16 protein-coding genes and 1 tRNA gene are annotated in these 22,314 nt (G+C 67.9%); 9 read left to right on the top strand and 8 right to left on the bottom strand.

What is annotated here, in order from left to right; all coding sequences use genetic code 11:
• Positions 1-41: 41 nt before the first annotated feature.
• Positions 42-1,376 carry a dicarboxylate/amino acid:cation symporter gene (locus tag ACX9OW_RS09685; protein ID WP_459062210.1) on the bottom strand — a complete coding sequence of 445 codons (1,335 nt, stop codon included), beginning with the start codon at positions 1,374-1,376 and terminating at the stop codon, positions 42-44.
• Positions 1,377-1,531: 155 nt separating this feature from the next.
• Here ACX9OW_RS09685 and ACX9OW_RS09690 point away from each other — a divergent pair, with 155 nt between their 5' ends.
• The 4 genes from ACX9OW_RS09690 (at position 1,532) to ACX9OW_RS09705 (ending at position 5,791) form a co-directional block, all read left to right on the top strand.
• A complete protein-coding gene (locus ACX9OW_RS09690) occupies positions 1,532-3,238 on the top strand; it encodes an alkaline phosphatase (RefSeq protein WP_053516800.1) in 1,707 nt (568 codons plus the stop codon).
• A gap of 101 nt (positions 3,239-3,339) precedes the next feature.
• Complete coding sequence (gene tilS, locus ACX9OW_RS09695) at positions 3,340-4,626, top strand: tRNA lysidine(34) synthetase TilS (RefSeq protein WP_053516798.1); 1,287 nt, start codon at positions 3,340-3,342, stop codon at positions 4,624-4,626.
• Between the two features lie 36 nt (positions 4,627-4,662).
• Positions 4,663-4,923, top strand: a complete 261-nt coding sequence (locus tag ACX9OW_RS09700; protein WP_065174877.1) for an exodeoxyribonuclease VII small subunit — start codon at positions 4,663-4,665, stop codon at positions 4,921-4,923.
• Positions 4,913-5,791: a polyprenyl synthetase family protein gene (locus ACX9OW_RS09705; protein WP_111186398.1), complete on the top strand. Its 879-nt coding sequence runs from the start codon at positions 4,913-4,915 to the stop codon at positions 5,789-5,791. The genes ACX9OW_RS09700 and ACX9OW_RS09705 overlap by 11 nt, the downstream gene beginning before the upstream one ends.
• Positions 5,792-5,853: 62 nt before the next feature.
• On the opposite strand, the gene ACX9OW_RS09710 is transcribed toward ACX9OW_RS09705, so the two are convergent.
• On the bottom strand, positions 5,854-6,225 hold the full coding sequence (locus tag ACX9OW_RS09710; protein ID WP_253118670.1) for a DUF4870 domain-containing protein: 372 nt from the start codon (positions 6,223-6,225) through the stop codon (positions 5,854-5,856).
• Between the two features lie 87 nt (positions 6,226-6,312).
• Positions 6,313-7,680: a metalloprotease PmbA gene (gene pmbA, locus ACX9OW_RS09715; protein ID WP_197572033.1), complete on the bottom strand. Its 1,368-nt coding sequence runs from the start codon at positions 7,678-7,680 to the stop codon at positions 6,313-6,315.
• A 67-nt stretch (positions 7,681-7,747) separates the two neighbouring features.
• On the opposite strand from pmbA, the gene yjgA reads away from it, so the two are divergent.
• Positions 7,748-8,338: a ribosome biogenesis factor YjgA gene (gene yjgA, locus ACX9OW_RS09720; protein ID WP_053516786.1), complete on the top strand. Its 591-nt coding sequence runs from the start codon at positions 7,748-7,750 to the stop codon at positions 8,336-8,338.
• 41 nt (positions 8,339-8,379) lie between these two features.
• Here yjgA and tldD read toward each other — a convergent pair whose 3' ends face one another.
• From tldD to ACX9OW_RS09740, 4 genes are read right to left on the bottom strand one after another with little or no spacing between them, the layout of a single operon-like run.
• Positions 8,380-9,825, bottom strand: coding sequence for a metalloprotease TldD (gene tldD, locus ACX9OW_RS09725; RefSeq protein ID WP_065174873.1), 1,446 nt, complete (start codon positions 9,823-9,825; stop codon positions 8,380-8,382).
• A gap of 60 nt (positions 9,826-9,885) precedes the next feature.
• Positions 9,886-13,740 carry a YhdP family protein gene (locus ACX9OW_RS09730; RefSeq protein ID WP_459062211.1) on the bottom strand — a complete coding sequence of 1,285 codons (3,855 nt, stop codon included), beginning with the start codon at positions 13,738-13,740 and terminating at the stop codon, positions 9,886-9,888.
• Positions 13,741-13,770: 30 nt separating this feature from the next.
• Positions 13,771-15,258, bottom strand: coding sequence for a ribonuclease G (gene rng, locus ACX9OW_RS09735; protein ID WP_053516779.1), 1,488 nt, complete (start codon positions 15,256-15,258; stop codon positions 13,771-13,773).
• Complete coding sequence (locus ACX9OW_RS09740) at positions 15,251-15,859, bottom strand: Maf family nucleotide pyrophosphatase (RefSeq protein WP_065174871.1); 609 nt, start codon at positions 15,857-15,859, stop codon at positions 15,251-15,253. The genes rng and ACX9OW_RS09740 overlap by 8 nt, the downstream gene beginning before the upstream one ends.
• A gap of 129 nt (positions 15,860-15,988) precedes the next feature.
• Between ACX9OW_RS09740 and ACX9OW_RS09745 the strand changes: the two genes are divergently transcribed.
• From ACX9OW_RS09745 to ACX9OW_RS09760, 4 genes are all read left to right on the top strand, one after another.
• Positions 15,989-16,723: an SIMPL domain-containing protein gene (locus ACX9OW_RS09745; RefSeq protein WP_053516775.1), complete on the top strand. Its 735-nt coding sequence runs from the start codon at positions 15,989-15,991 to the stop codon at positions 16,721-16,723.
• A gap of 254 nt (positions 16,724-16,977) precedes the next feature.
• Complete coding sequence (locus tag ACX9OW_RS09750) at positions 16,978-17,628, top strand: energy transducer TonB (protein ID WP_053516772.1); 651 nt, start codon at positions 16,978-16,980, stop codon at positions 17,626-17,628.
• Between the two features lie 195 nt (positions 17,629-17,823).
• A complete protein-coding gene (locus ACX9OW_RS09755; protein ID WP_065174869.1) occupies positions 17,824-20,631 on the top strand; it encodes a TonB-dependent receptor in 2,808 nt (935 codons plus the stop codon).
• A gap of 129 nt (positions 20,632-20,760) precedes the next feature.
• The gene (locus ACX9OW_RS09760; RefSeq protein WP_459062212.1) at positions 20,761-22,185 is read left to right on the top strand and encodes a basic amino acid/polyamine antiporter; all 1,425 of its coding nucleotides are present in this window, start codon (positions 20,761-20,763) and stop codon (positions 22,183-22,185) included.
• A 41-nt stretch (positions 22,186-22,226) separates the two neighbouring features.
• On the opposite strand, the gene ACX9OW_RS09765 is transcribed toward ACX9OW_RS09760, so the two are convergent.
• Positions 22,227-22,303 (bottom strand) — tRNA-Asn (locus ACX9OW_RS09765).
• Between the last annotated feature and the right edge of the window lie 11 nt (positions 22,304-22,314).

Raw genomic sequence — 22,314 nt, forward strand, 5'->3', positions numbered from 1 at the left:
CGGGCCTTCATCTCTCGCATGACAGGCCGCTGCGCGGCGTCTCAGCTGCGTGGCGGCGTAGGGTCCGGGTCATCCACGCCCACGTTGCTGGAGGGATTGTCGTACACCGACTGGTCGAGCAGGCCGGTCTCCTTGGCCACCAGCACCGGCACCAGCATCTGACCGGTCACGTTGGTCATGGTGCGCATCATGTCCAGGATACGGTCGATGGCATACAGGTAACCGATGGTCTCCAGCGGCAGATTGGCGGCACTGAGCACCACGGTGGCCATGATCACGGCCGTACCCGGCACACCGGCAGTACCGAAGCTGCCCAGCACCGAGGCGATCAGCACCACCACGTACTGCTCCGGCGTCAAAGGCACGCCGCTGTACTGGGCGATGAAGACCGCGCACAACGCGGGGTAGATCGCGCCGCAGCCGTCCATCTTGATGCTCGCACCCAGTGGCACCGCGAATGCACCGTAGTCCTTGTTGACGCCCAGGTTGTGGGTGATCGAACGCAGCGCCACCGGCATCGCGGCGAAGCTGGAGGAGCTGACGAAGGCGACCTGCATGCCTGGCGCCGCGCCGCGGAAGAACTTCAGCGGGTTCAGGCCGTGCGCCAGCAGCAGCGCGCTGTAGACGACCACGATGTGCAACGCACAGGCCACGTACAGGGCCAGCACGAAATGCCCCAGCGGCAGCAGCTTTTCGAAACCGTAACTGCCCACCAGGCCGGCAATCAGGCCGAAGGTACCGATCGGGGTGACTTCCAGCACGAAGCGGGTCACCTGGATCATGATGTCGCTCATCTGGCCGACCAGCTTCCGCGCCTCGGTCACCTTCTCGCCCAGCTTGACGATGGCAAAGCCCACCAGGCCGGCGAAGAAGATCACCGGCAGGATCGAGCCCTTGCCAGCGGCCAGCACGGTCTCGCCGGCGGCATTGACGCGGGTGCCGATGCCGGACAGTGCATAGAAAACGTTGGCCGGCACCACATCCAGCAGCACCTGTACCACGCTGGGAACCTCGCGCGGTACATAGTTGCTGGCCATGGACAGCTGCAGGCCACCAGCACCGGGCTGCAGCACGGTGCCCACGCCCAGGCCCACGCACACCGCCAACGCTGCGGTGATCACGAACCACAGGAAGGTGCGGCCACTGAGCGCTGCAACCGACTTCTGGCCATGCAGTGACGAGATCGCGTTGATGACCGCGAAGAACACCAGCGGCACCGCGATCATCTTGATCAGGGTGACATACAGCTCACCGAGCGGACCGAACCACGTTTCCGCAGCGGGGCCGAGCGCCCAGCCGGCCAGCGCACCAAGCACGAAGCCGCCGACCACGCGCTGCCAGAATGGAATCCGCAGCCAGGCAGAGACCAGCGTCATAGGCAATCCAGAGGGGGAAGGAAGGGATGCTGGCACGATAGCCCAAGGCGGCCCGCAGAACGACCGTCCGCCCGGCAAATCAGTGTGTCATCGGCGTGCCTTGCGAGGGCGGGCATAATGAACGTCCCGTTACAGTTTGTGAGATCCCAGCGTCCATGCGCCGTTCCGTCTCCCTGTTGGCCACGTGTGCCACCACCCTGCTGCTCGGCGCCTGCGCCAGCACCACCCCCGCTTCCGCGCCGGCAGGCCTGAAGGTCGCCGTCGAGCCGGTTGCACACCCGGCCGGCGAGACGCCGCAATGGTGGTACCGCAGCGGCGCCGCCCAGGCCGCCGCCAATGGCGCGATGGCCGGCAAGGCCCGGAATGTCATCCTGTTCCTCGGCGACGGCATGAGCCTGACCACCGTGGCCGCTGCGCGCATCTACGAAGGCCAGAAGAAGGGCGGATCGGGTGAAGAGAACCTGCTGTCCTGGGAACGCTTCCCCGCCACCGCGTTCAGCAAGACCTACAACACCGACTCGCAGACCCCTGATTCGGCGGGCACCATGACCGCCATCACCACCGGCGTGAAGACCCACATGGGCGCGATCGGTGTCAGCGCAGGCGCCCGCACCGATTGTGCCGACAGCCTGTCCAAGGGCCTGCTCACCTGGCTGCAGCTGGCCGACAGCGCCGGCCTGGCGACCGGCATCGTGTCCACCGCGCGCCTGACCCACGCCACCCCGGCGGCCACCTACGCGCACTCGCCGGAGCGCAACTGGGAGAATGACACCGATCTGACCGAAGCGGCCAAGGCCGCCGGCTGCAAGGACATCGCCCAGCAGCTGCTGTCCACGTCGCGCTATGGCCGCGGCCCGCTGGTCGCGCTCGGCGGTGGTCGCGGTGAATTCACCACCGTGGAAGAGCGCGATCCGGAATACGACGACAAGGTCGGCCAGCGCCTGGATGGCCGCAGCCTGGTACAGGAATGGCAGCAGGCGCATCCGCAGGGTGCCTACGTGTGGAACAGCAGGCAGCTGGCCGCCGCCGCAAATGCGCCGGCCATCCTCGGCCTGTTCGAGCCGGACCACATGCGCTACGAGTACGAGCGCCCACAGGATCCGGCCGGTGAGCCGAGCCTGGCCGAGCTGACCGCTGCTGCGATCACCAATCTGTCGCGCCATCAGGAAGGTTACGTGCTGATGATCGAAGGCGCTCGCATCGACCATGCCAACCACAGCGGCAATGCCTATCGCGCACTGACCGAAACCGTGGCGATGTCCGATGCGGTGCGGGTGGCGTCGGAAATGACGTCGGCCGACGACACGCTGATCATCGTCACCGCCGACCACTCGCACACCCTGAACTTCGTCGGCTACCCCGCACGCGGCAACCCGATCCTGGGCAAGGTGAAGGACAAGGGCGGTGAGGACGGCGCCGGCAAGCTGGACTACGCGCTGGACGGCAACGGCCAGCCTTACACCACCTTGAGCTACGCCAATGGACCGGGCCACACCGGCAGCACCAACCAGCAGCCGGCGGGCAGCAAGCGCTACCCGCACAACCCGAGCAGCTTCGAGCCGGCCAAGGGGCGTCCGGACCTGCATGATGTCGACACCGAGCATCCGGACTACATGCAGGAAGCGCTGGTGCCGATGAAGTCCGAATCGCATGGTGGCGAGGACGTCGGCATCTGGGCGCGCGGTCCCGGCAGCAAGGCGATCCGCGGCACGCTGGAGCAGAACACGATCTATCACATGATCGTGCAGGCAACGCCGGCGCTGCGCGATCGCCTGTGCCAGGCGGGCACCTGCGATGACAAGGGCGTACCGGTGCAGCTGCCGGCGCCCAAGGCCTTCGAACGCAGCGTCGACGGAAAGTAGCGGCACGGCGGACGCAGTGTGCAGCCGGGCCATGCCCGGCTGCATCCCGCCCGTGAGTCGAAGGCGCGGCGCGACCCCGCCGATCACCCTACACTTCACCCGTGACTGCCTTCCCCGCCCTGGTTTCCCTCGATGCACCGCTGCTGGTCGGCTACAGCGGCGGCCTGGATTCGACCGTCCTGCTGCACTGGCTACGGCGCTGCACGCAGGCGGCCGGCGTGGGACTGCGCGCTGTACACGTGCATCACGGGCTGCAGCCCGACGCCGATGCCTGGGTCCAGCATTGCCAGCAGCAGTGCGCGGCCCTGGGAATCGAACTGGTCGTACACCGCGTGCAGGTCGAGACCGGCACCGGTCTGGGCCTGGAGGGTGCAGCCCGGCAGGCGCGTCGCGCTGCTTTCGTCGCCTCTCTGCGCGACGGAGAGACGCTGGCCCTGGCCCAGCATCAGGACGATCAGGCTGAAACTTTCCTGCTGCGCGCGTTGCGCGGTTCCGGTGTTGATGGCCTGGCGGCAATGAGCGGGGACAGCATGCTCGCCGGCCACCGGCTGTGGCGGCCGCTGCTGCAGGTCCCGCGCGACGCTCTGCATGACTATGCGCGGGCCCACGATCTGCACTGGATCGAAGACCCCAGCAACGACGACGCGTACGCCGACCGCAACTTCCTGCGCCTGCAGGTGCTGCCGCTGCTGCGCCAGCGCTGGCCGCACGCCGCAGCGGCCCTGGCCGGCAGTGCCGATCATTGCGCGCGCACCCGTGGCCTTCTGCAGGAAGAGGACACCGAGCTGCTCGCGCACCTGGAAGCAGCCCCGCGCGTGCTGTCCTTGCAGCTGCTGCGGCAGGTATCGCCGGAACGCGCCGCACGCGTCCTGCGCACCTGGGTGGCCAGCCATGGCGCGGCACCGCTGCCGGGGCGGGTGCTGCAGCAGATGCTCGAGGAAATGCTGCCCTCCGCTTGCGACCGGCAGGCGCAGGTGCGCTGGCAGGATCACGTCATCCAGCAATGGCGCGAGCATGCCTATCTGCTGCCGGCCGAGCTGCCTGCCCTGCCCCTGGACTGGCAGGAGGAGTGGGACGGCCGGGTGCCTCTGGCCTTGCCAGATGGCGGCCAGCTGCGCCTGCTGGGCGCCGCGATGTTCCAGCAGCCGATGCAGGTGCGTGCACGGCGTGGCGGCGAGCGCATCGTGCTGCCGGGACGCAGCCACGCACATGCCTTGAAGGACTGCCTGCAGCGTGAACATCTGGCCCCCTGGCGGCGCGCGCAGCTGCCGCTGCTGTTTGCTGACGGCAACCTGCTGGCCGCCGCCGATGTGGTGATCGCCGCACCGCTGCAGGCCTGGCTGCACGCTCACGACGCCCAGCTGCGGTGGCAGCCGGGTGGCTGGTGAATTGACCCCTGCGCGCGTGCCGTCCACACTTGCCGCATGGCCAAGAAGTCCCCCGAAAACGCCTCCCCTGTTGCCCAGTTCGAGCAGTCGCTCGAATCGCTGGAGCAGCTGGTGGAGCAGATGGAAACCGGCGAGCTGAGCCTGGAAGCCTCGCTCAGTGCTTACGAACGTGGCGTGGGCCTGTACCGCCAGTGCCAGCAGGCGCTGGAGCAGGCCGAACTGCGCGTCCGGCTGCTCAGCGATCCGGCACAGCCCGATACGGCAGAACCCTTCGATCCGCCCAGCCATGACGGCTGAGGCGGCGTTCGCGCGCTGGCGCGACCGGATCGAAAGCCTGCTCGATGCCGCCCTGCCCTCGCCGGCCGATGCACCGCAGCGGCTGCACCAGGCCATGCGCCATTCCGTCCTCGGCGGTGGCAAGCGCATGCGTCCGCTGCTGGTCTATGCCACTGGCCAGTTGTTCGGCGCTCAACCGGAAAGGCTCGACGCGGCCGCGATGGCGGTGGAACTGATCCATGCCTATTCGCTGGTGCACGACGACCTGCCGGCGATGGACGACGATGCCCTGCGCCGTGGCAAACCCACCACCCACATCGCCTTCGACGAAGCCACCGCGATCCTGGCCGGCGACGCCCTGCAGACCCGCGCCTTCAGCCTGCTGGCCGAGGCACCACTGCCGGCAACACTGCGCGTGGACTGCCTGCAGGCGCTGGCACACGCCTCCGGTGCCGCCGGCATGTGCGGCGGCCAGGCGCTGGATATCGATGCCACCGGACAGCGGCAGTCGCTGGCCGCGCTGACCCGGATGCATGCGCTCAAGACCGGCGCGCTGATCCGTGCCGCGGTGCGGATGGGCGCATTGTGCGGCGATGCGCCGGAGCCGCAGCGGGTGCAGCTGGACGCATTCGCCGATGCACTCGGCCTGGCGTTCCAGGTCCGCGATGACATCCTCGATGTCGAAGCCAGCTCCGAGCAGCTGGGCAAGACGGCAGGCAAGGACCAGGCGCAGGACAAGAGTACCTTCCCCGCCCTGCTCGGCATGGAGGGAGCGAAGGCGCAGCTGCGCGAGCTGGCGGCCCGCATGCAGGCTGCTCTGGCGGGCTACCACGAAGAGGCCGATGCGCTGCGGGCGCTGGCCAGGCTTGCGGTGGAGCGCGATCACTGACGTGGTGCGCAACGAAAACGCCCGGCAATGCCGGGCGTTTTCATGTCCGCATGCAGCCGGTCTTACTTGATCAGGCGCAATGCGAACGGGTAGCGATAGGCTTCGCCGTTGTTGGCCTTGACCGCGGCAATGATGCAGAACACCAGGCTGACCAGTCCGACGATCGGCATCAGGATCGCGCCGATGACCACGATGGTCAGGATGATGCAGACCACCATCGCGATGGCCACGGTGATCTGGAAGTTCAGCGCTTCCTTGGCCTGGTCGGTGACGAAGGACTTGCCGGCGTCGTCCTTGTTGATCAGCCAGATGATCAGCGCGCCGATGAAGCCGGTGAAGATGCCCAGCAGGTGCGCGGCCAGGGCCATGGTGCGCTGGTCTGCCGGGACATCGGCGGTGACCGGCGGCGGCGGGACGTTATCGAATTCACTCACGACAAAACTCCTTTTCATTGGGTGGTCTTGACCCACCGGCATCAGGCCGGTTGCGTCAGGCGGCCATAGCTTACGCCATCGACGCCATCAATCATTACCGGCGATGGTCATCCGCCCCACCAGGATCGAACCGGTCCGGATGTGCGAGCGCGGATCGACATCGCTGCCCACCGCTTCGATCGCCATGAACATCTCGCGCAGGTTGCCGGCAATGGTGATGCCGTCCACCGGGTACTGGATCTCCCCGTTCTCGACACGGAAGCCACCGGCCCCCCGCGAGTAGTCACCGGTCACACCATTGACACCCTGCCCCATCAGCTCGGTCACCAGCAGGCCGCTGCCCATCTGCCGGGCGATGTCTTCCAGCGGCCCGGCGTTGGCCGCCAGCTGCAGGTTGTGCACGCCGCCGGCATTGGCCGTGGTCTGCAGGCCCAGCTTGCGGGCCGAGTAACTGCCCAGTACGTAGCGCTGCAGCACGCCATCGCGGACCAGTGCCGACGCGCGGGTCGCCACGCCATCGCCGTCGAAGGCGGCCGAGCGCAGGCCGCGGCGCAGGTGCGGCAGCTCGTCGATCTGCATCCAGTCCGGGAACAGTCGCTGCCCGGCGCTGTCCAGCAGGAAGCTGGCCTGGCGGTAAAGCGCGCCACCGGACACGGCCGACAGCAGATGGCCCACCAGACTGCGCGCCACTTCCGGGGCGAACAGCACCGGCATGCTGCCCGTAGCCAGCGAGCGCGGTTGCAGGCGGGCGACGGTACGCGCGGCGGCCTGGCGGCCGACCTGGGCCGGATCTTCCAGGTCCTGCCTGGCCAGCGCACTGGTGTACCAGCCGTCGCGCTGCATGCCATCGCCCTGGCCGGCAATCAGCGCACAACCGATCGAATGGTGGGTGCCGCGCTCACGGCCAATGAAACCGTGCGAATTGGCGTACACCGACAGGCTCTGCGAGGTGGACACCGCCGCGCCATCGGAGTTGCGGATCTGCGCGTCGGCCTCGCGCCCGGCGGCCTCGCAGGCCAGCGCCAGGTCCACCGCTTCGTCGGCCTGCAGGACCCACGGATGCCAGCCGTCCAGCTCGGGAAAATCCTTGGCCATCAGGGCGGCATCGGCCAGTCCGGCGGCCGGATCATCCTCGGTGTGGCGGGCGATCGCGCAGGCCTGCTCCACGGTGGCCGACAGGCTGGCCTCGTTCAGGTCGCCGGTGCTGGCGCTGCCCTTGCGCTGGCCGAAGTACACGGTCACGGCAATGCCGCGGTCGCGGGTGGACTGTACGGTTTCCACTTCGCCCAGGCGCACATTGACCTCCAGGCCGCGGTCCTCGCTGCAGCTGACCTCGGCTTGGCTGGCCCCCAGCGCACGGGCACGCTCGAGCAGCTGCTGGGAAAGGTCGGCCAGCCGTTCCAGGCGGGCCGGGCTGTCGTCGCCGACAACCACTTCAGGGGCGATCACGTTCAATGCTTTATCCTGTACAGGTTGGGCCCGGCATCACGCCGGGCGACTTTTTTGAAAGCAGGTGTGGACGATGCGCGGACGCGACGAAGAAACCGGTGAATTCCTTGACAAGAGCCGCAAGCAGAAGCGCGGCGAAGCCCTGGAAGTCCTGGCCCTGGGTGAGAAGCTGGTGTCGCTGACCCCGGCCCAGCTGGCGCGCCTGCCGATTCCGGAGGATCTGCTGCCGCATATCGCCGAGTGCAAGCGCATCACGGCCCACATCGCCCACAAGCGGCAGCTGGCGTTCCTGGCCAAGCACATGCGCCGCGAGGAAGACGAAACCCTGGAGGCGATCCGCGATGCGCTGGACGCCAACAGCGAAACCTCGCGCCGCGAGGTGGCGATGATGCACCGCGTGGAAGACTGGCGCGAGCGCCTGCTGGACGACGGCGACAAGGCGCTGGCCGCGCTGCTGGACGAGTATCCGCAGGCGGATCGCCAGCAGCTGCGCACGCTGGTGCGCAACGCCCAGGCCGAGAAGGCGAAGAACAAGCCGCCGCGCGCCTACCGCGAGATCTACCAGGTGCTGCGCGGGCTGATGCTGCCGGCCGCGCTTGGCCTGAAGGTCGCCACCGGCGACGACACCGGCGCCGATCTGGACGACGCGACCGACGAGGACTGAGTCCCCGCCGGCCGGGGCGCTGGCCGGGGCCGTTGCCATGTTCAGGCCTGGGTGCCGCCGACGGTCAGGCCCTCGATCAGCAGCGAGGGCTGGCCGACACCCACCGGCACGCTCTGCCCGTCCTTGCCGCAGATGCCCACGCCCTCGTCCAGGGCCAGGTCGTTGCCGACCATGCGCACCTTCTGCATGGTTTCCGGGCCGTTGCCGATCAGGGTCGCGCCCTTCACCGGCGTGGTGATGCGGCCATCCTCGATCAGATAGGCCTCGGTGGCCGAGAACACATACTTGCCACTGGTGATGTCGACCTGGCCACCGCCGAAGTTGACCGCGTACAGCCCCTTCTTCACCGAGCGGATCATCTCCTGCGGATCGTGCTGGCCGGCGCGCATGTAGGTATTGGTCATCCGCGGCATGGTCAGGTGCGCGAACGACTCGCGGCGCGCGTTGCCGGTCGGTGCCATGCCCATCAACCGTGCATTGAGGCTGTCCTGCATGTAGCCGACCAGGATGCCGTCCTCGATCAAGGTCGTGCACTGGGTCGGATGGCCTTCATCATCGACGTTCAGCGAGCCGCGACGACCGTCCAGGGTGCCGTCATCGACGATGGTCACCCCCGGGGCCGCCACGCGCTCGCCGATGCGACCGGCGTAGACGCTGGTGCCCTTGCGGTTGAAGTCGCCCTCCAGCCCATGGCCGACCGCTTCATGCAGCAGCACGCCAGGCCAGCCCGGGCCGAGCACCACCGGCATCACACCGGCCGGCGCCGGCACCGCGTCCAGGTTCACCAGCGCCTGGCGCAGCGCCTCGCGGGCGAACGCTTCCGGCCGGCCATCGGCGAACAGTTCTTCGTAGCCATAACGGCCACCACCGCCGGCATAGCCGGACTCGCGGCGACCGTTCTGCTCGACGATCACCTGCACGTTCAAGCGCACCAGGGGGCGGACGTCGGCACCCAGAACGCCGTCGCTGCGCGCGATGAGCACGGTGTCAACGCCACCGGACAGGCTGACCATCACCTGCTTCACCCGCGGATCGGCGGCACGCAGATAGCCATCCAGGCGCTTGAGCACTTCAACCTTGGCCTCGTTGCCGAGCCCATCGATCGGATCCAGCGCCGGATACAGCGCGCGTGCATTGCCGCGCAGCAGCGAGCGGCCCGCCTGGGCACCGCCCTCGCGCGAAATCGCGCGTGCCGACTGCGCCGCCGCCAGCAGCGCATCGGCATGGATGTCATCGGAATAGGCGAAGCCGGTTTTCTCGCCGGCAATGGCACGCACGCCGACCCCCTGCTCGATGGAATGGGCACCGTCCTTGACGATGCCGTCTTCCACGCTCCAGCTCTCACGCCGGGCGTGCTGGAAATAGAGGTCGCCGAAATCGACACCGGGGCCGAGCAGCTGGCCGAAGGTGCGCTCCAGTCCAGCGGTATCCAGGCCGCCGGGGCGCAGCAGGCGGTCTTGGGCAAGCGTCAGGGCGATATCAGTCATGGCTCTCGATCTGGGGATGCAGGGGCACTCAGGCAAGCCCCGGGGAATGGGAGGCCGCGCTCAGCGCGACCGCGGCAGGTCGGTCACGGCCGGTGGAAGGGTCGGCGCAGGTGCGGGAGCCGGCGGGGTCCGTTCGCGGCTGCGTTCGATCACCTCCACCTTCGGCTCCTTCCAGGGACCGGTCACCTTGTAGGTACGGGCGCCGATCTCACCCAGCGGCTTGGACAGCACCGCATTGGTCGCCGCCCCCAGCGCCGCCCCGACCGGGCCACCGGCCACTGCGCCGACCACGGTCAGCAGATTGCCGGCACGCGGATTGACGTCGATGGTCTGGTCGAACTGCTGCTGGCGCAGGTCGGCCTGACCGCGGATGGTGATGTTCGCCGCAGGCCCTTCGATCAGCACCTTGTCGGTGCGGGCCACGCCCTGGCCGAACTGCAGGCTGCCCTCGATCTGATTGAACGCGAAGCCCTTGGAGAAGAAATCACGGAAGTCGAACATCAGCCGCCGCGGCAGCTGGGCCACGCTGAGCAGACCCAGCACGCGACCGGCACCGGGGTCCAGTTCCAGCAGCTGACCGTTGCGCGCATGGATATCCAGCTGGCCCTGCAGATTGCCCAGCTGGAAGTCCGACGGCCCGCCATTCCACGACGCCTGCAGCTGCGCCTGGCCGGCGCCGCCACGCAGCTGGCCACCGTAGTCGAGATTCTGCATCAGCGCGCCGAGATCCTCGCTGCGCACCTGCGCGTTCAGCTCGGTGCGGGCGCCGCTGCTGCTGCCCAGCCAGCGGCCGGTGATATCGATCTCCTGGTCGGGCGCGCGGAAGCGCAGGGTCTGCACCTCCAGGCCGTTGCCCCGCGGGCGGGTGCGCAGCACGGCCTGGCCGAGCGCCACCTTGCCGAACTTCAGGTCGGCGATGTCCAGCGCGAACGGCGGCAGTCTGGCCGGATCCATGTCGTTGGCGCCGGCCTGCACCCGGGCCGGTGCCGCTGGCGCACCGGACGCGGCCGGCGGTGACTGCCAGTACACCCGGTCGAGCTGGCCGCTGATGGTGCCGCCCTCGGCATTGGGCACGCTCAGGCGGCCAGCCAGCGAAGGGCCGTCCAGGCGCACATCCAGCGCCTGCGCGCCCGGGCGCAGTTGCAGGCGGGTCTGCTCGAACACCCCTCCGATCAGCATCAAGCGGCCGACCTGCACGTTGATCGCCCGCAACGGCATCGGATCGCCGTCGCCGTCTCCGCCGCGGGCCAGGCCGATCCACTCCAACGCGTCCAGGGTCGGGCTGTGACCGTTGACCGCCAGCCCGCTGGAAGGCGGCTCGCGGTCGACCTGGCCGCTGCCCAGGGTCACCTGCACGCCGGTCTGATTGTTATGGCTGCGCGCGGCCAGGGCCAGGCGCTGGCCAAACGCCACGTCGATGCGGCCATCCCCCATCGGCAGCTGCGCAGTCACGGTGGTGGCCAGTGGCTCGTCGGCGGGCTTGTCCAGCGGGGCGGGAAGATCCAAGCGCGTGCCTGCCAGATCCGAGCGCAGGCGCAGTTCGCTGGGAGGAGCGGGCGCGCCTGGCGCGACCTTCGGCAGGTTGACGGCGATGGTCCAGGGCGAGGTACCGGTGATGTAGGGCTTGAGCCAGGCCATTTCCGGCGCGCGGTCAATCAGCACGCCTGCATCAAGGCGCGCCGAAAGCTCCGACTCGAAGGCCAGCTTCGGGTCACGCACGAACCCACCCGCGCGCAGGCTCAGTTGGCCGTCCTGGCCCAGATGGCGCACCGCCAGTTGCTCGGCGGCAAAACCACCGTTGCCGTAGCGGGCCAACCCACGCATGTTGTCGAATTCCAGCGCGAAGCGCTTCTCCACCAGCTTCACGCCGGCCAGATCGACCGTGCCCTGCAGGTGCCCCCCCCCTTCGTCGGCATGCAGCGGCTGCAGCAGGTCGAAGGTCACCTGCGCCGGCCCGGTGGCGGTCAGGTTGTCCAGCGTCTCGCCGTATTCCTGGTGCAACGGGCTCTGCCGCAGCAGCGCCAGCAGCTTTCCGGCTTCGCTGCGGGTATCGGCACGCACGTACAGCGGCTGCTGGCCGAAATCCTTGATGCCGGCCTCGAAGTGCTGCACCGGCACGCCTGCCAGGTCACCGCGCCCCTGCATGTGGAAGCCAGGACCGATGAAGGCGATGTCGGCGTCAACCTGGCTCATCAGCGGCCAGTCGCGCTGGAAGCGGATGTCGCCGCGGGTGATATGGCCGGTGGCCTCGAACCGCCCGTCGTTGTTGTCGAAGGGCCAGTCGTCGAGGTCACCGGTGACCAGGCCGATACCATCACGCACCTGGCCGCCGGCCAGCGCCATGTCCAGCCAGTCGGTGGCTCCCTTGCTCATCCTGGAATGGATCCAGAACCGCTTGGCGGCCGTCATCGGTACATCGTCCAGCTTGGCCGCCAGCTGCAGCCACGGACGCGTGCCATTGCCCTGGAACCAGACACCACCGCGCAGATCGGCTGCGTAATCCGTGCCTTCCACACGCAGGGCGGCCGTGCCGATGCGCCAGCCGCCGCCTTCGTCGCGCCACCCCACCACCTGGCCTGCCAGGTGCAGGTCATGGCGCACGCCGAAGCCGGTCGGCCAATCGAACTGGAGCTCGCGCTGCGGCTGCAGCTGCAGGCGGAAGCCATCGGCGTCGCCTTCGAAATGGCCGCCCAGCCCACGCAAGCCAGGTGCGTCACCGACGCTGGCAAAACCCAGCGACTGCAGCTCGCCCTGGGCCCACAGCGGACCGTTGCGCTTGCCGGCCAGCTGCAGTTCCCGCAGATCCAGCTGCGGCTTTGACAGGAACAGCCAGCGCCGCAGGCCAGGGTCCAGGCGGTCACTCAGCGCCAGCGCACGCAGCGCGGTGCCGGCCTGCACCGCCCCGCTGCGGATGCCCAGTTGCGTGCCGACCTGCAGTTGCAGTCCATCAAGCTGCTGCGCGCCGGTGTCGTCCACCAGCCGCAGGCGCGGTACCTGCATCGCCCATCCGTCCGCCTGCCGCTGCCAGCGCAGCAGCGCCTGCATGCGCTGCAACTGCAGCCGCGGCACTGCCAGCCCCGGCATCGGTGCGCCGTCGATGCGCAGATCCCGCAGATCCGAATCGGTGGTCAGCGCCACGGGGACGAAATCGCGCAGGGTCAGCCACACATTGAGTTCGCCGCGTCCTTCACGCAGGCGCACGCCGCCGGCCGCCAGCAACGGCGACCAGGCGCGGAAATCGATGGGATCGGCGCCCAGCCATGCCTCGCCGTCGCCACGCACACGGTCCACATCCAGCACGGCGGTCAGCGGCAGTGCGTCGGTCTGGGCCCAGGCCCGCACGCCTACCCGCAGGCGGTCGCCATTGACGCGCAGGCGCAGATCGACGCGCGGCAATACGGTGTCGATGCCGAGTGCCGGGGCCTGCACGCCCAGCCGGCCGCCGATCACCTGCAGCTCGCCCAGCCGGCGCAGCGCCTCCAGCGGGTCACCACCGCTGCTGGGCTGCGGCAGGCCACGCACCGACCAGCGACCGTCCTCGCTCTGCTGCAGATCCAGGGCCAGGCCGCGCAGACGCAGCTCGGTCAACGAACGGCCCGGCAGCAGGCCGCTGTACATCGACACCAGGATTTCAGCCTCGCCGACCGCCAGGCCCTGCCCGGCGCCGATGCGCAGGCCCTTCAGCTGCAGCAGCGGGCCACGACGGGTCCACGCCGTGTCCAGTTGGTCGAAACGGACCGGCTGGCCTGCGCGCTCGCTCAACCAGGCGGCGATCCTGTCGGGGTGTCGCTCGGCCAGCGGCAGCAGCTGGCTGAAGGTGCCCACCAGCAGCGCCAGCCCGACCAGGGCCACCGCACAGGCAGCAATGAGATGACGGCGGATCCTTCGCAGTCGCAGGCGCGGCGGCGCGCTCATCGGCCGCCGCCGACCTTCGGCCGGCGTGGATCAGAGCAGCACAACATCGAACTGCTCCTGCAGGTACTGCTCATCCGCCTGGAAGCGGATGCTCTTGCCGAGGAACTCTTCCAGCTCGGCCACCGCCGCGGATTCCTCATCGGTGATGCGCGCCACCACCTTGGTCGACGCGATCACCAGCAGGCGCGCGGCATCGAACTGGCGCACCGCGCGGGTGATCTCGCGGAAGATCTCGTAGGTGACCGTTTCGGTGGTCTTGATGGTGCCGCGACCGCTGCACTGCGGGCAGGTCTCCGACAGCTGGCGCTCCAGGCTTTCGACCGTGCGCTTGCGGGTCATCTCCACCAGGCCCAGCGGCGAGAAGTCGTAGACCGTGGTCTTGGCATGGTCCCGCGCCAGCGCCTTTTCCAGGGTCCGCAGCACCTGGCGGCGGTGCTCGGCATCGTCCATGTCGATGAAGTCGATGATGATGATGCCGCCGAGATTGCGCAGGCGCAGCTGCCTGGCCACGGCCTGCGCCGCCTCCAGGTTGGTGCGGAACACCGTCTCCTCCAGGTTGCGCTGGCCGAGGAACGACCCGGTGTTGACGTCGATGGTGGTCATCGCTTCGGTCTGGTCGATCACCAGGTAGCCACCGGACTTCAGCGGCACCTGCTTGTCCAGCGCGCGGCCGATCTCGTCCTCCACGCCGAACATGTCGAAGATCGGGCGATCGCCGGAGTACAGCTCCAGCTTCTCGGCCAGCACCGGCATGTACTTGGCCACGAAAGCCTGCAGCTGCGCGAACGTTTCCTTGGAATCGACCTTCACCTTGTCCACGTCCTTGCGGATCAGGTCGCGCACCGAACGCAGCGGCAGGCTCAGGTCTTCATAGATCACGCTGCAGGGGGTGGCGTCGCGGCCGCGGCGCTCCACCACGTTCCAGACCCGCGACAGATAGGCGATGTCCTCGGCGATGGCTTCGGCCGGCTGCCCTTCGGCGTTGGTGCGCACGATGTAGCCGTAGCCGCCGTGCTGTGCCGACAACTCGGTCACCAGCGCCTTCAGGCGCGCGCGCTCGGCCTCGTCCTCGATGCGCGCGGACACGCCCACCACTTTCGATTGCGGCAGCAGCACCATGTAGCGCGACGGGATGCTGATCTGCGTGGTCAGCCGCGCGCCCTTGGTACCGATGGGATCCTTCACCACCTGCACCACGATGTCCTGGCCGTCGCGCAGCAGCTCGACGATCGGGACGCTGGCCGGTGGTGGCAGCGTGGTGTTCTCGGTGTCGGCACTGGCCACCGGCGCCGGCCGCACCACGTCGTTGGCATGCAGGAACGCAGCGCGCTCAAGGCCGACCTCGACGAAGGCGGCCTGCATGCCCGGCATCACCCGCTGCACCTTGCCCTTGTAGATGTTGCCGACCACACCCCGGCGCCAGCCGCGCTCGATGTGCAGTTCCTGCAGCATGCCATTCTCGATCACCGCGACCCGGGTCTCGCGTGGGGTCACATTGACCAGGATTTCCTCAGACATCTGCAGCCTCCCTGGCGGCGTTGGCAATGGGAGCCGGCACGCCGCAGCGCGCCAGCAGACGATCGGTGTGCAGCAGCGGCAGCCCCATCACACCGGAGTAGCTGCCGGACAGGTGTTCGATCCAGCGCTCGGCCCCACCCTGGATGGCGTAGGCCCCGGCCTTGTCCAGCGGCTCACCGGTGGCCACATAGGCGGCGATGTCGGCGGCGCCGATCGCAGCGAACGTGACCTCGGACACCACCAGTTCGCTGTCCAGCCCGGCCGCGCCGACCACCACCACGGCCGTCATCACCTGGTGCGTGCGTCCGGCCAGGCGCGTCAGCATTGCCCGGGCATCGGCGGCATCGACCGGCTTGCCGAACACCTCGCCATCAAGCACGACCTCGGTATCCGAGCCCAGCACCCGTGCGTCCGGGTCATCGGCCAGCACCCGGGCCAACCCGGCGCGCGCCTTGTCGGCCGCAACCCGGCAGACGTACTGTTCGGCGCTTTCACTGGGCGCGCGCTGCTCGACAACCTCCAGGTCAAGCGCCTGGAAGGGGCGTCCGAGTCGGGCCAGCAGCTGGTTGCGTCGGGGGGAGCGGGAAGCAAGATAGAGCATCGGCACAGCATAACCTGAGGCCGCCGCCTGAATCGTCGGCAACCTGCTCCCGCGTGCCTTCAACCCCGAACGGACTCACAGCGCGTTCATCGCTACGACACCACCCTCACGCCACAACAAGGAGATCCCATGCGCCTGACCGCCTCCCCGCTGCTGCTTGCCCTGTCCCTCGCCCTTGGAGCCTCGATGTCCGCCCATGCCGCCCCGCCGCCGCCGATCGCCGCCCCGGCCGAGGGCACCCTGCTGAACATTTCGGCCAACGCCGAAGCGACCCGTGTGCCGGATGTGGCCACCCTGTCGGCCGGCGTGGTCACCCAGGCCGCCGACGGCAACAGCGCCATGCGCCAGAATGCGCAGCAGATGGACAAGGTGCTGGCCGCGATCAAGGCGGCCGGCATCGCCGAGCGCGATGTGCAGACCAGCGGCGTCAGCCTCAACCCGCAGTACCGCTATGCCGACAACGAAGCACCGAAGATCACCGGCTACCAGGCCAGCAACACCGTCAGCCTGAAGGTCCGCGACATCGCCAAGCTGGGCCGGGTGCTCGATGCGCTGGCCGCCCAGGGCGCCAACCAGATCAACGGCCCCAGCTTCGAGATCGACCAGCCGGAGCCGGTCTATGACGAAGCCCGCCTGGCCGCGCTGAAGAAGGCACAGGCGCGCGCCCAGACCTATGCCAAGTCGCTGGGCCTGCAGGTGCGCCGCATCGTCAGCATCTCTGAAAACAGCAACGGCGGCTTCCGCCCGGTGCCGATGATGCGGGCACAGATGGCCTCGGCCGCCATGGACAAGGCCACGCCGGTCGCGCCGGGCGAATCCACCGTTTCGGTCAACCTGGACGTGGTGTTCGAGCTGGGTCGCTGACGACCCGGCACGGCGGGGGCACTGTCCGCCGGACAGCGCCCTGCCCTGATCTGCTGCCCACGGGGCCGGATGCCTTTCCAGCGGAAAGGTCTCCGGCCCCGTTGCGTAGATGAAGGCCAGTTCAACATCGCCTGACATGCCTCTAGGCAATGGCGGCCACGACGCGCTAATGCTTGGCTGCCAGCCGCGTGCGGCAAACCCCGATGGCGGCCCTGGTGCGTTGACGTCTTTCGACACTGGCACGGAGGTGGACCATGGTTCGTACGTATCCCGTTGCATCCGCGCACTTCGACCCCGCCCGCATCGCCGCCTGGAGCGCGGCCATCGCACTGCATCTGCTGGCGTTGCTGCTGCTGCTCATCCCCGCCACCTACCAGGCGGTACAGGCCCCGCGTGACACGACCACGGTCCGCTGGATCGAAAAGGTCGAGACACCGGAACCTCCGCCGATCCTGCCCACCGAACCCGAACAGGTGAAGGTCGCCCCCCGCTCCCAGGCAGTGCCGACCGCACCGGCGCTGCCAGCCCCCACCGCAACGGTCGAAGACGCGCCAGGCATCGTCCTGCCGGCCGCCGAACCGACCGCCGTGATGGCGCCGCCGACGCTGGCGGCAGCTACGCCGCTGGCGGGAGCCCAGCTGCAGTACCGCAGTGCGCCGCCCCCGGCCTATCCCATCCCCGCGCTGCGCAACCGCGAACAGGGCACGGTCCTGCTGCGCGTGGAAGTGGACAGCAACGGCCAGCCTGTTGCGGTCAGCATCGAACGCAGCAGCGGTTCGCGCAGCCTGGACCAGGCCGCACGCCAACAGGTGCTGCGCCACTGGCGGTTTGAGCCCGCCCAGCATGACGGCGTGGCGGTGCCTGCCATCGGCATGGTGCCGGTGCAGTTCTCGCTGCCCGACTGACCGCTGCACCGGCCCGGCCTCAGGCCGGGCCGGAATCCGCGACCGGGTTTGCGAATCCGCACACCGCCCGTCCGCGCGCTGCCGATTAAGCAAAATTTCACGACTCCGTCACCTGCCGGAAACCTAGATTGGCCCGTCCCGGACCTGATCCGGCGACAGCCCTCAACGCAAGGTTTTCCAGTTAGGAGAGAAGCTGTGAAACACCCGATCCATCGGCCCGCCAGCCGCCGTGACACCCTGGCATCGTCCATCACTCACATCCTTACCGGCAGCACCCTGCTGCTGGCCGGCGCCGTGGTTTCCTCCTCCGCCTTCGCCCAGGAGCAGGCCACCAATCTCGACCGCATCACGGTCACCGGCTCGAACATCCCGCGCACCAATACCGAGACACCGTCCCCGGTGCAGGTGGTGACCCGCCAGGAGATCGACCGCACCGGCAAGACCACGGTCGCCGAATACCTGCAGACCCTGACCGCCGACGGTTCCGGCTCGATTCCCAAGACCTTCGGCAACGGCTTTGCCGGCGGCGGCGCCGGCATCTCCCTGCGTGGCCTCGGCGCCGGCTCGACGCTGGTGCTGTTGAATGGCCGCCGCATGGCCACCTACGGCCTGGCTGACGATGGCCAGAAGGTCTTCACCGATCTGAGCACCATTCCGCTGGATGCGGTGGAGCGCGTGGAAGTTCTGAAGGACGGCGCATCGGCGATCTATGGCTCCGACGCCATCGCCGGCGTGGTCAACATCATCCTGCGCAGCGACTTCCAGGGCGCGATCCTGCGCGGTTCCTACGGCGTCTCCGGCGACGGCGACGGCGATGCCAAGAAGGCGACGCTGACCGCAGGCACCGGCGACCTGGCCACCGATGGCTGGAACGCATTCTTCAGCCTGGACGTCGGCAAGACCGACGCGATCAAGATCGGCGATCGCAAGAACCGCAAGTGGATCGGCACCGGTGACATCCGTCGCTGGGGCTATTCCGCCGCCGACGCGCAGTTCCTGGGCGGTGCCTACCTGTCCGGTGGTACTGCCGGTGGCGTGGGCCCGAACGGCTCGGTGTTCGACGACCGCAATGTCGACGACGACAATCCCGCGTTCCTGGTGGCTCTGCCGGGCTGTGCCAATCTGACCAGCATTCCCGGCCAGACCGATGCGACCGCACAGCAGCAGGGCTGCCTGTGGGATCCGGCGCAGAAGTTCCGTGACCTGAGCCCGGAAGAGAAGTACATCAACGTGTTCGGACGTGCCAGCTTCGCCTTCGGCGAAGGCGGCGAGATCTACACCGAGATCGGCTACTCGAAGAAGGAAACCACCTTCAGCAACACGCCCTCGGGCGTGTCCGGCGGCTGGGGCTACCCGGAAGGACCGGTCAACGCCAACAGCGGTTCCGGTGCCACCGTGCTCGGCCCGGATCATCCGGACAACCCGATTCCCGGCCAGGCCTCGCGCCTGCGCTATTCGGCCTGGGACGTTGGTCCGCGCGTGACCAACAACACCAACGAGTTCAACCGCTTCCTGGTGGGCGTCAAGGGCAACTGGGGCGACTGGAACTATGACACCGCCTACCTGCACTCCGGCACCGACCTGATCAACCGTCGTACCGGCTTCCTGCACTACGACAACGTCCGCTGTGCACTGGCCAACCCGAACTGTGCCGGTGGCGTATGGCGCATCGGCGACAACGCCAACCTCAACTCGCAGGCGCTGTACGATTTCATCTCGCCGGAGATCAGTGCACGCGCCAAGTCCAGCCTGGACATGTTCGACTTCACCGTGTCGCGCAGCCTGATGGACCTCAAGGGTGGCCCGCTCGGCCTGGCGATGGGCACCGAGTGGCGCAAGACCAGCAACAGCCTGACCCCGCAGACGTTCACCGACACCGGCGACATCATCGGCCTGGGCTACTCGGCCTATGACGGTACCCAGAACGTGTATGCCGGATACGTCGAACTGTCCGCGCCGGTGCTGGAACAGCTGGAGCTGTCCGGTGCACTGCGCTACGACAAGTACGAGAGCGGTGAAGGCAAGGCGACGCCGAAGCTGGGCGTGAAGTGGACCCCGGCCGACTGGATCGCGCTGCGCGCCAGCTACGCCGAAGGTTTCCGCGCGCCGAACCCGGCCGAGAACGGCGACGGTGGCCTGGCCGCCTTCTCCAACGCCCGCGACCCGGTGCGCTGCGCCATCAGTGAAGCCGAATGCACCGCACGCTCGGTGGCGATCATCACCCGCCCCAACAGCGACCTGAAGCCGGAGGAATCCAAGAGCTATTCGGTGGGTATCGTGCTGCAGCCGACCTCCTCCACCTCGATGACGGTGGATGCGTGGCAGATCAAGCGCACCAACGAAATCGCCCAGGGCAGCACCGCCGACGCCATTGCCGCCGGCAACGTCCTGCGCGACACCAACCTGCTCAACGGCATTGCCGGCACCGGCAGCATCCTGGCGGTCAACACGCAGTACATCAACGCCGCTTCCACCCGCGTGCGCGGTATCGACACCGATATCCGCCAGACCTTCGATATCGGTCCGGGCCAGCTGGAAATGGATCTGCAGTGGAGCCATGTGCTGAAGTTCGAGCGCACCGATGCCGATGTGACGGTCGACTACGCCGGCACCCACGGCAACTGCGACGTCACCAACTGCATCGGCACGCCGAAGGACCGCATCAACTTCGGCACCACCTGGAGGCAGGGCCCGTGGAGTGTCAGCGGCGTCGCCAACTACATCAGCAAGCTGGAGAACAAGGACCGCCGTGGCGGCGACTACCTGGCGTTCTACGAGGATGGCTCGCCGGTCGAGAAGATCTCCTCGTTCACCACCTTCGACCTGTCCGGCCGTTGGAACATCACCGAAGCCTTTGAACTGAACGCATCGGTGCAGAACGTGTTTGATCGCATCGCACCGCTCGATCCGACCACCTATGGCGGCGTGAACTACAACCCGCTGCACTTCAGCGGAGCCATCGGCCGCTACTTCACGGTCGGTGCCAAGTACACCTTCAACTGATCGTCGCTGCAGCATCACCTTCGGAGGCCCGGGCACATGCCCGGGCCTCCGTCGTTGCAGATGTTGCATGCGGCTTCACGGCACTGCCGCTACTGTGCCCCTGCGGCCGCGCTGCCGCAGGGGAGATTCATGGCTGCGACCTCACAACGGCTGGGCCTGGCTGCACTGACCGCTCTGGTGGTCGGCTCGATGGTCGGCGCCGGCATCTTTTCCCTGCCACAGAACGTGGCGCGCAGCGCCGGTCCGGCCGCCGCGATCATCGGCTGGGCGGTGAGTGGCGCCGGCATGCTGATGCTCGCCTTCGTGTTCCAGGCCCTGGCCAACCGCCGGCCGGACCTCGATACCGGCATCTACGCGTATGCGCGGGAAGGCTTCGGCAACTACATCGGCTTCTCCGCGGCATGGGGCTACTGGGTTGCCTCGGTACTCGGCAACGCCAGCTTCTTCGTGCTGATCTTCAGTGGCCTCGGCCACTTCATGCCGGTGTTCGGTGAAGGCAATACGCCGGCAGCGGTGGCCGCCTCGTCGCTGTTGCTATGGACCGTGCACCTGCTGGTGCTGCGCGGCCTGCGCACTGCCGCCATCGTCAACGGCCTGGTCACGGTGGCCAAGCTGCTGCCCATTGCGTTGTTCCTCATCCTGGCCGCCGGCGCGTTCCGCATGGACGTGTTCGGCGCCGATTTCCTGGGTACGCCCGCACTCGGCGATCTCGGCCAGCAGCTGCGCGGCATGATGCTGGTGACCGTATGGGTGTTCATCGGCATCGAAGGCGCCAGCATCTATTCCCGGCGCGCTGCGCGTCGTGCCGATGTAGGGCGCGCGACCGTGATCGGCTTTCTCGGCGTATGGCTGCTGCTGGTCCTGGTGAGCCTGTTGTCGATGGGCGTGCTGTCGCAGGCCGAGCTGGCTGCCCTGCCCAATCCATCGATGGCCTACGTGCTGCGCGCCATCGTCGGCGAATGGAGCGCGACCGTGATCATCATCGGTTCGATCATCTCGGTGCTTGGCGCCCTGCTGGCCTGGGTACTGCTGTGCGCCGAGGTGCTGTATGCGGCTGCCGGCGACGGCACCATGCCCGCGTTCCTTGGCCGCGAGAATGCGCGCGGCGTGCCGGCCAATGCGCTCTGGCTGAGCAACGGCCTGATCCAGTTGTTCCTGCTGCTGGTGCTGGTGAATTCCGGCAGCTATACCGGCCTGGTACTGCTGGCTGCATCGATGAGCCTGGTGCCCTATTTCCTGTCCACGGCATTCGGCGTGCAGCTGGGCTGGCGTGGTCAGGCCTATGCGGGCGGCGAAGCAGGAATCCGCTGGCGCGACTTCAGCGTCGCGCTGCTGGCGAGCGCATACGCGCTGTGGCTTGTTTATGCCGGTGGCCTGCACAACCTGCTGCTGTCGGTGCTGTTGTATGTACCGGGCGTAGCGCTGTTCGCGCTGACCCGTCGCCAGCGTGGCGAACAGGTGTTCACGCCTTGGGAGTGGGTGCTGTTCGGCGCCATCCTGGCCGTTGCGATCGCCACACTGGTGGCGTTCTGGCGAGGAGCGCTGACTCTGTAGAGCAAAAAAAACCTGCATCTCGCGATGCAGGTTTCTGAAAGTGGCGCCCGAAGTTGGACTCGAACCAACGACCCCCTGATTAACAGTCAAGTGCTCTAACCGGCTGAGCTATTCGGGCAGACGAACAGT

The sequence above is a fragment of the Stenotrophomonas genospecies 5 genome (assembly GCF_054473825.1).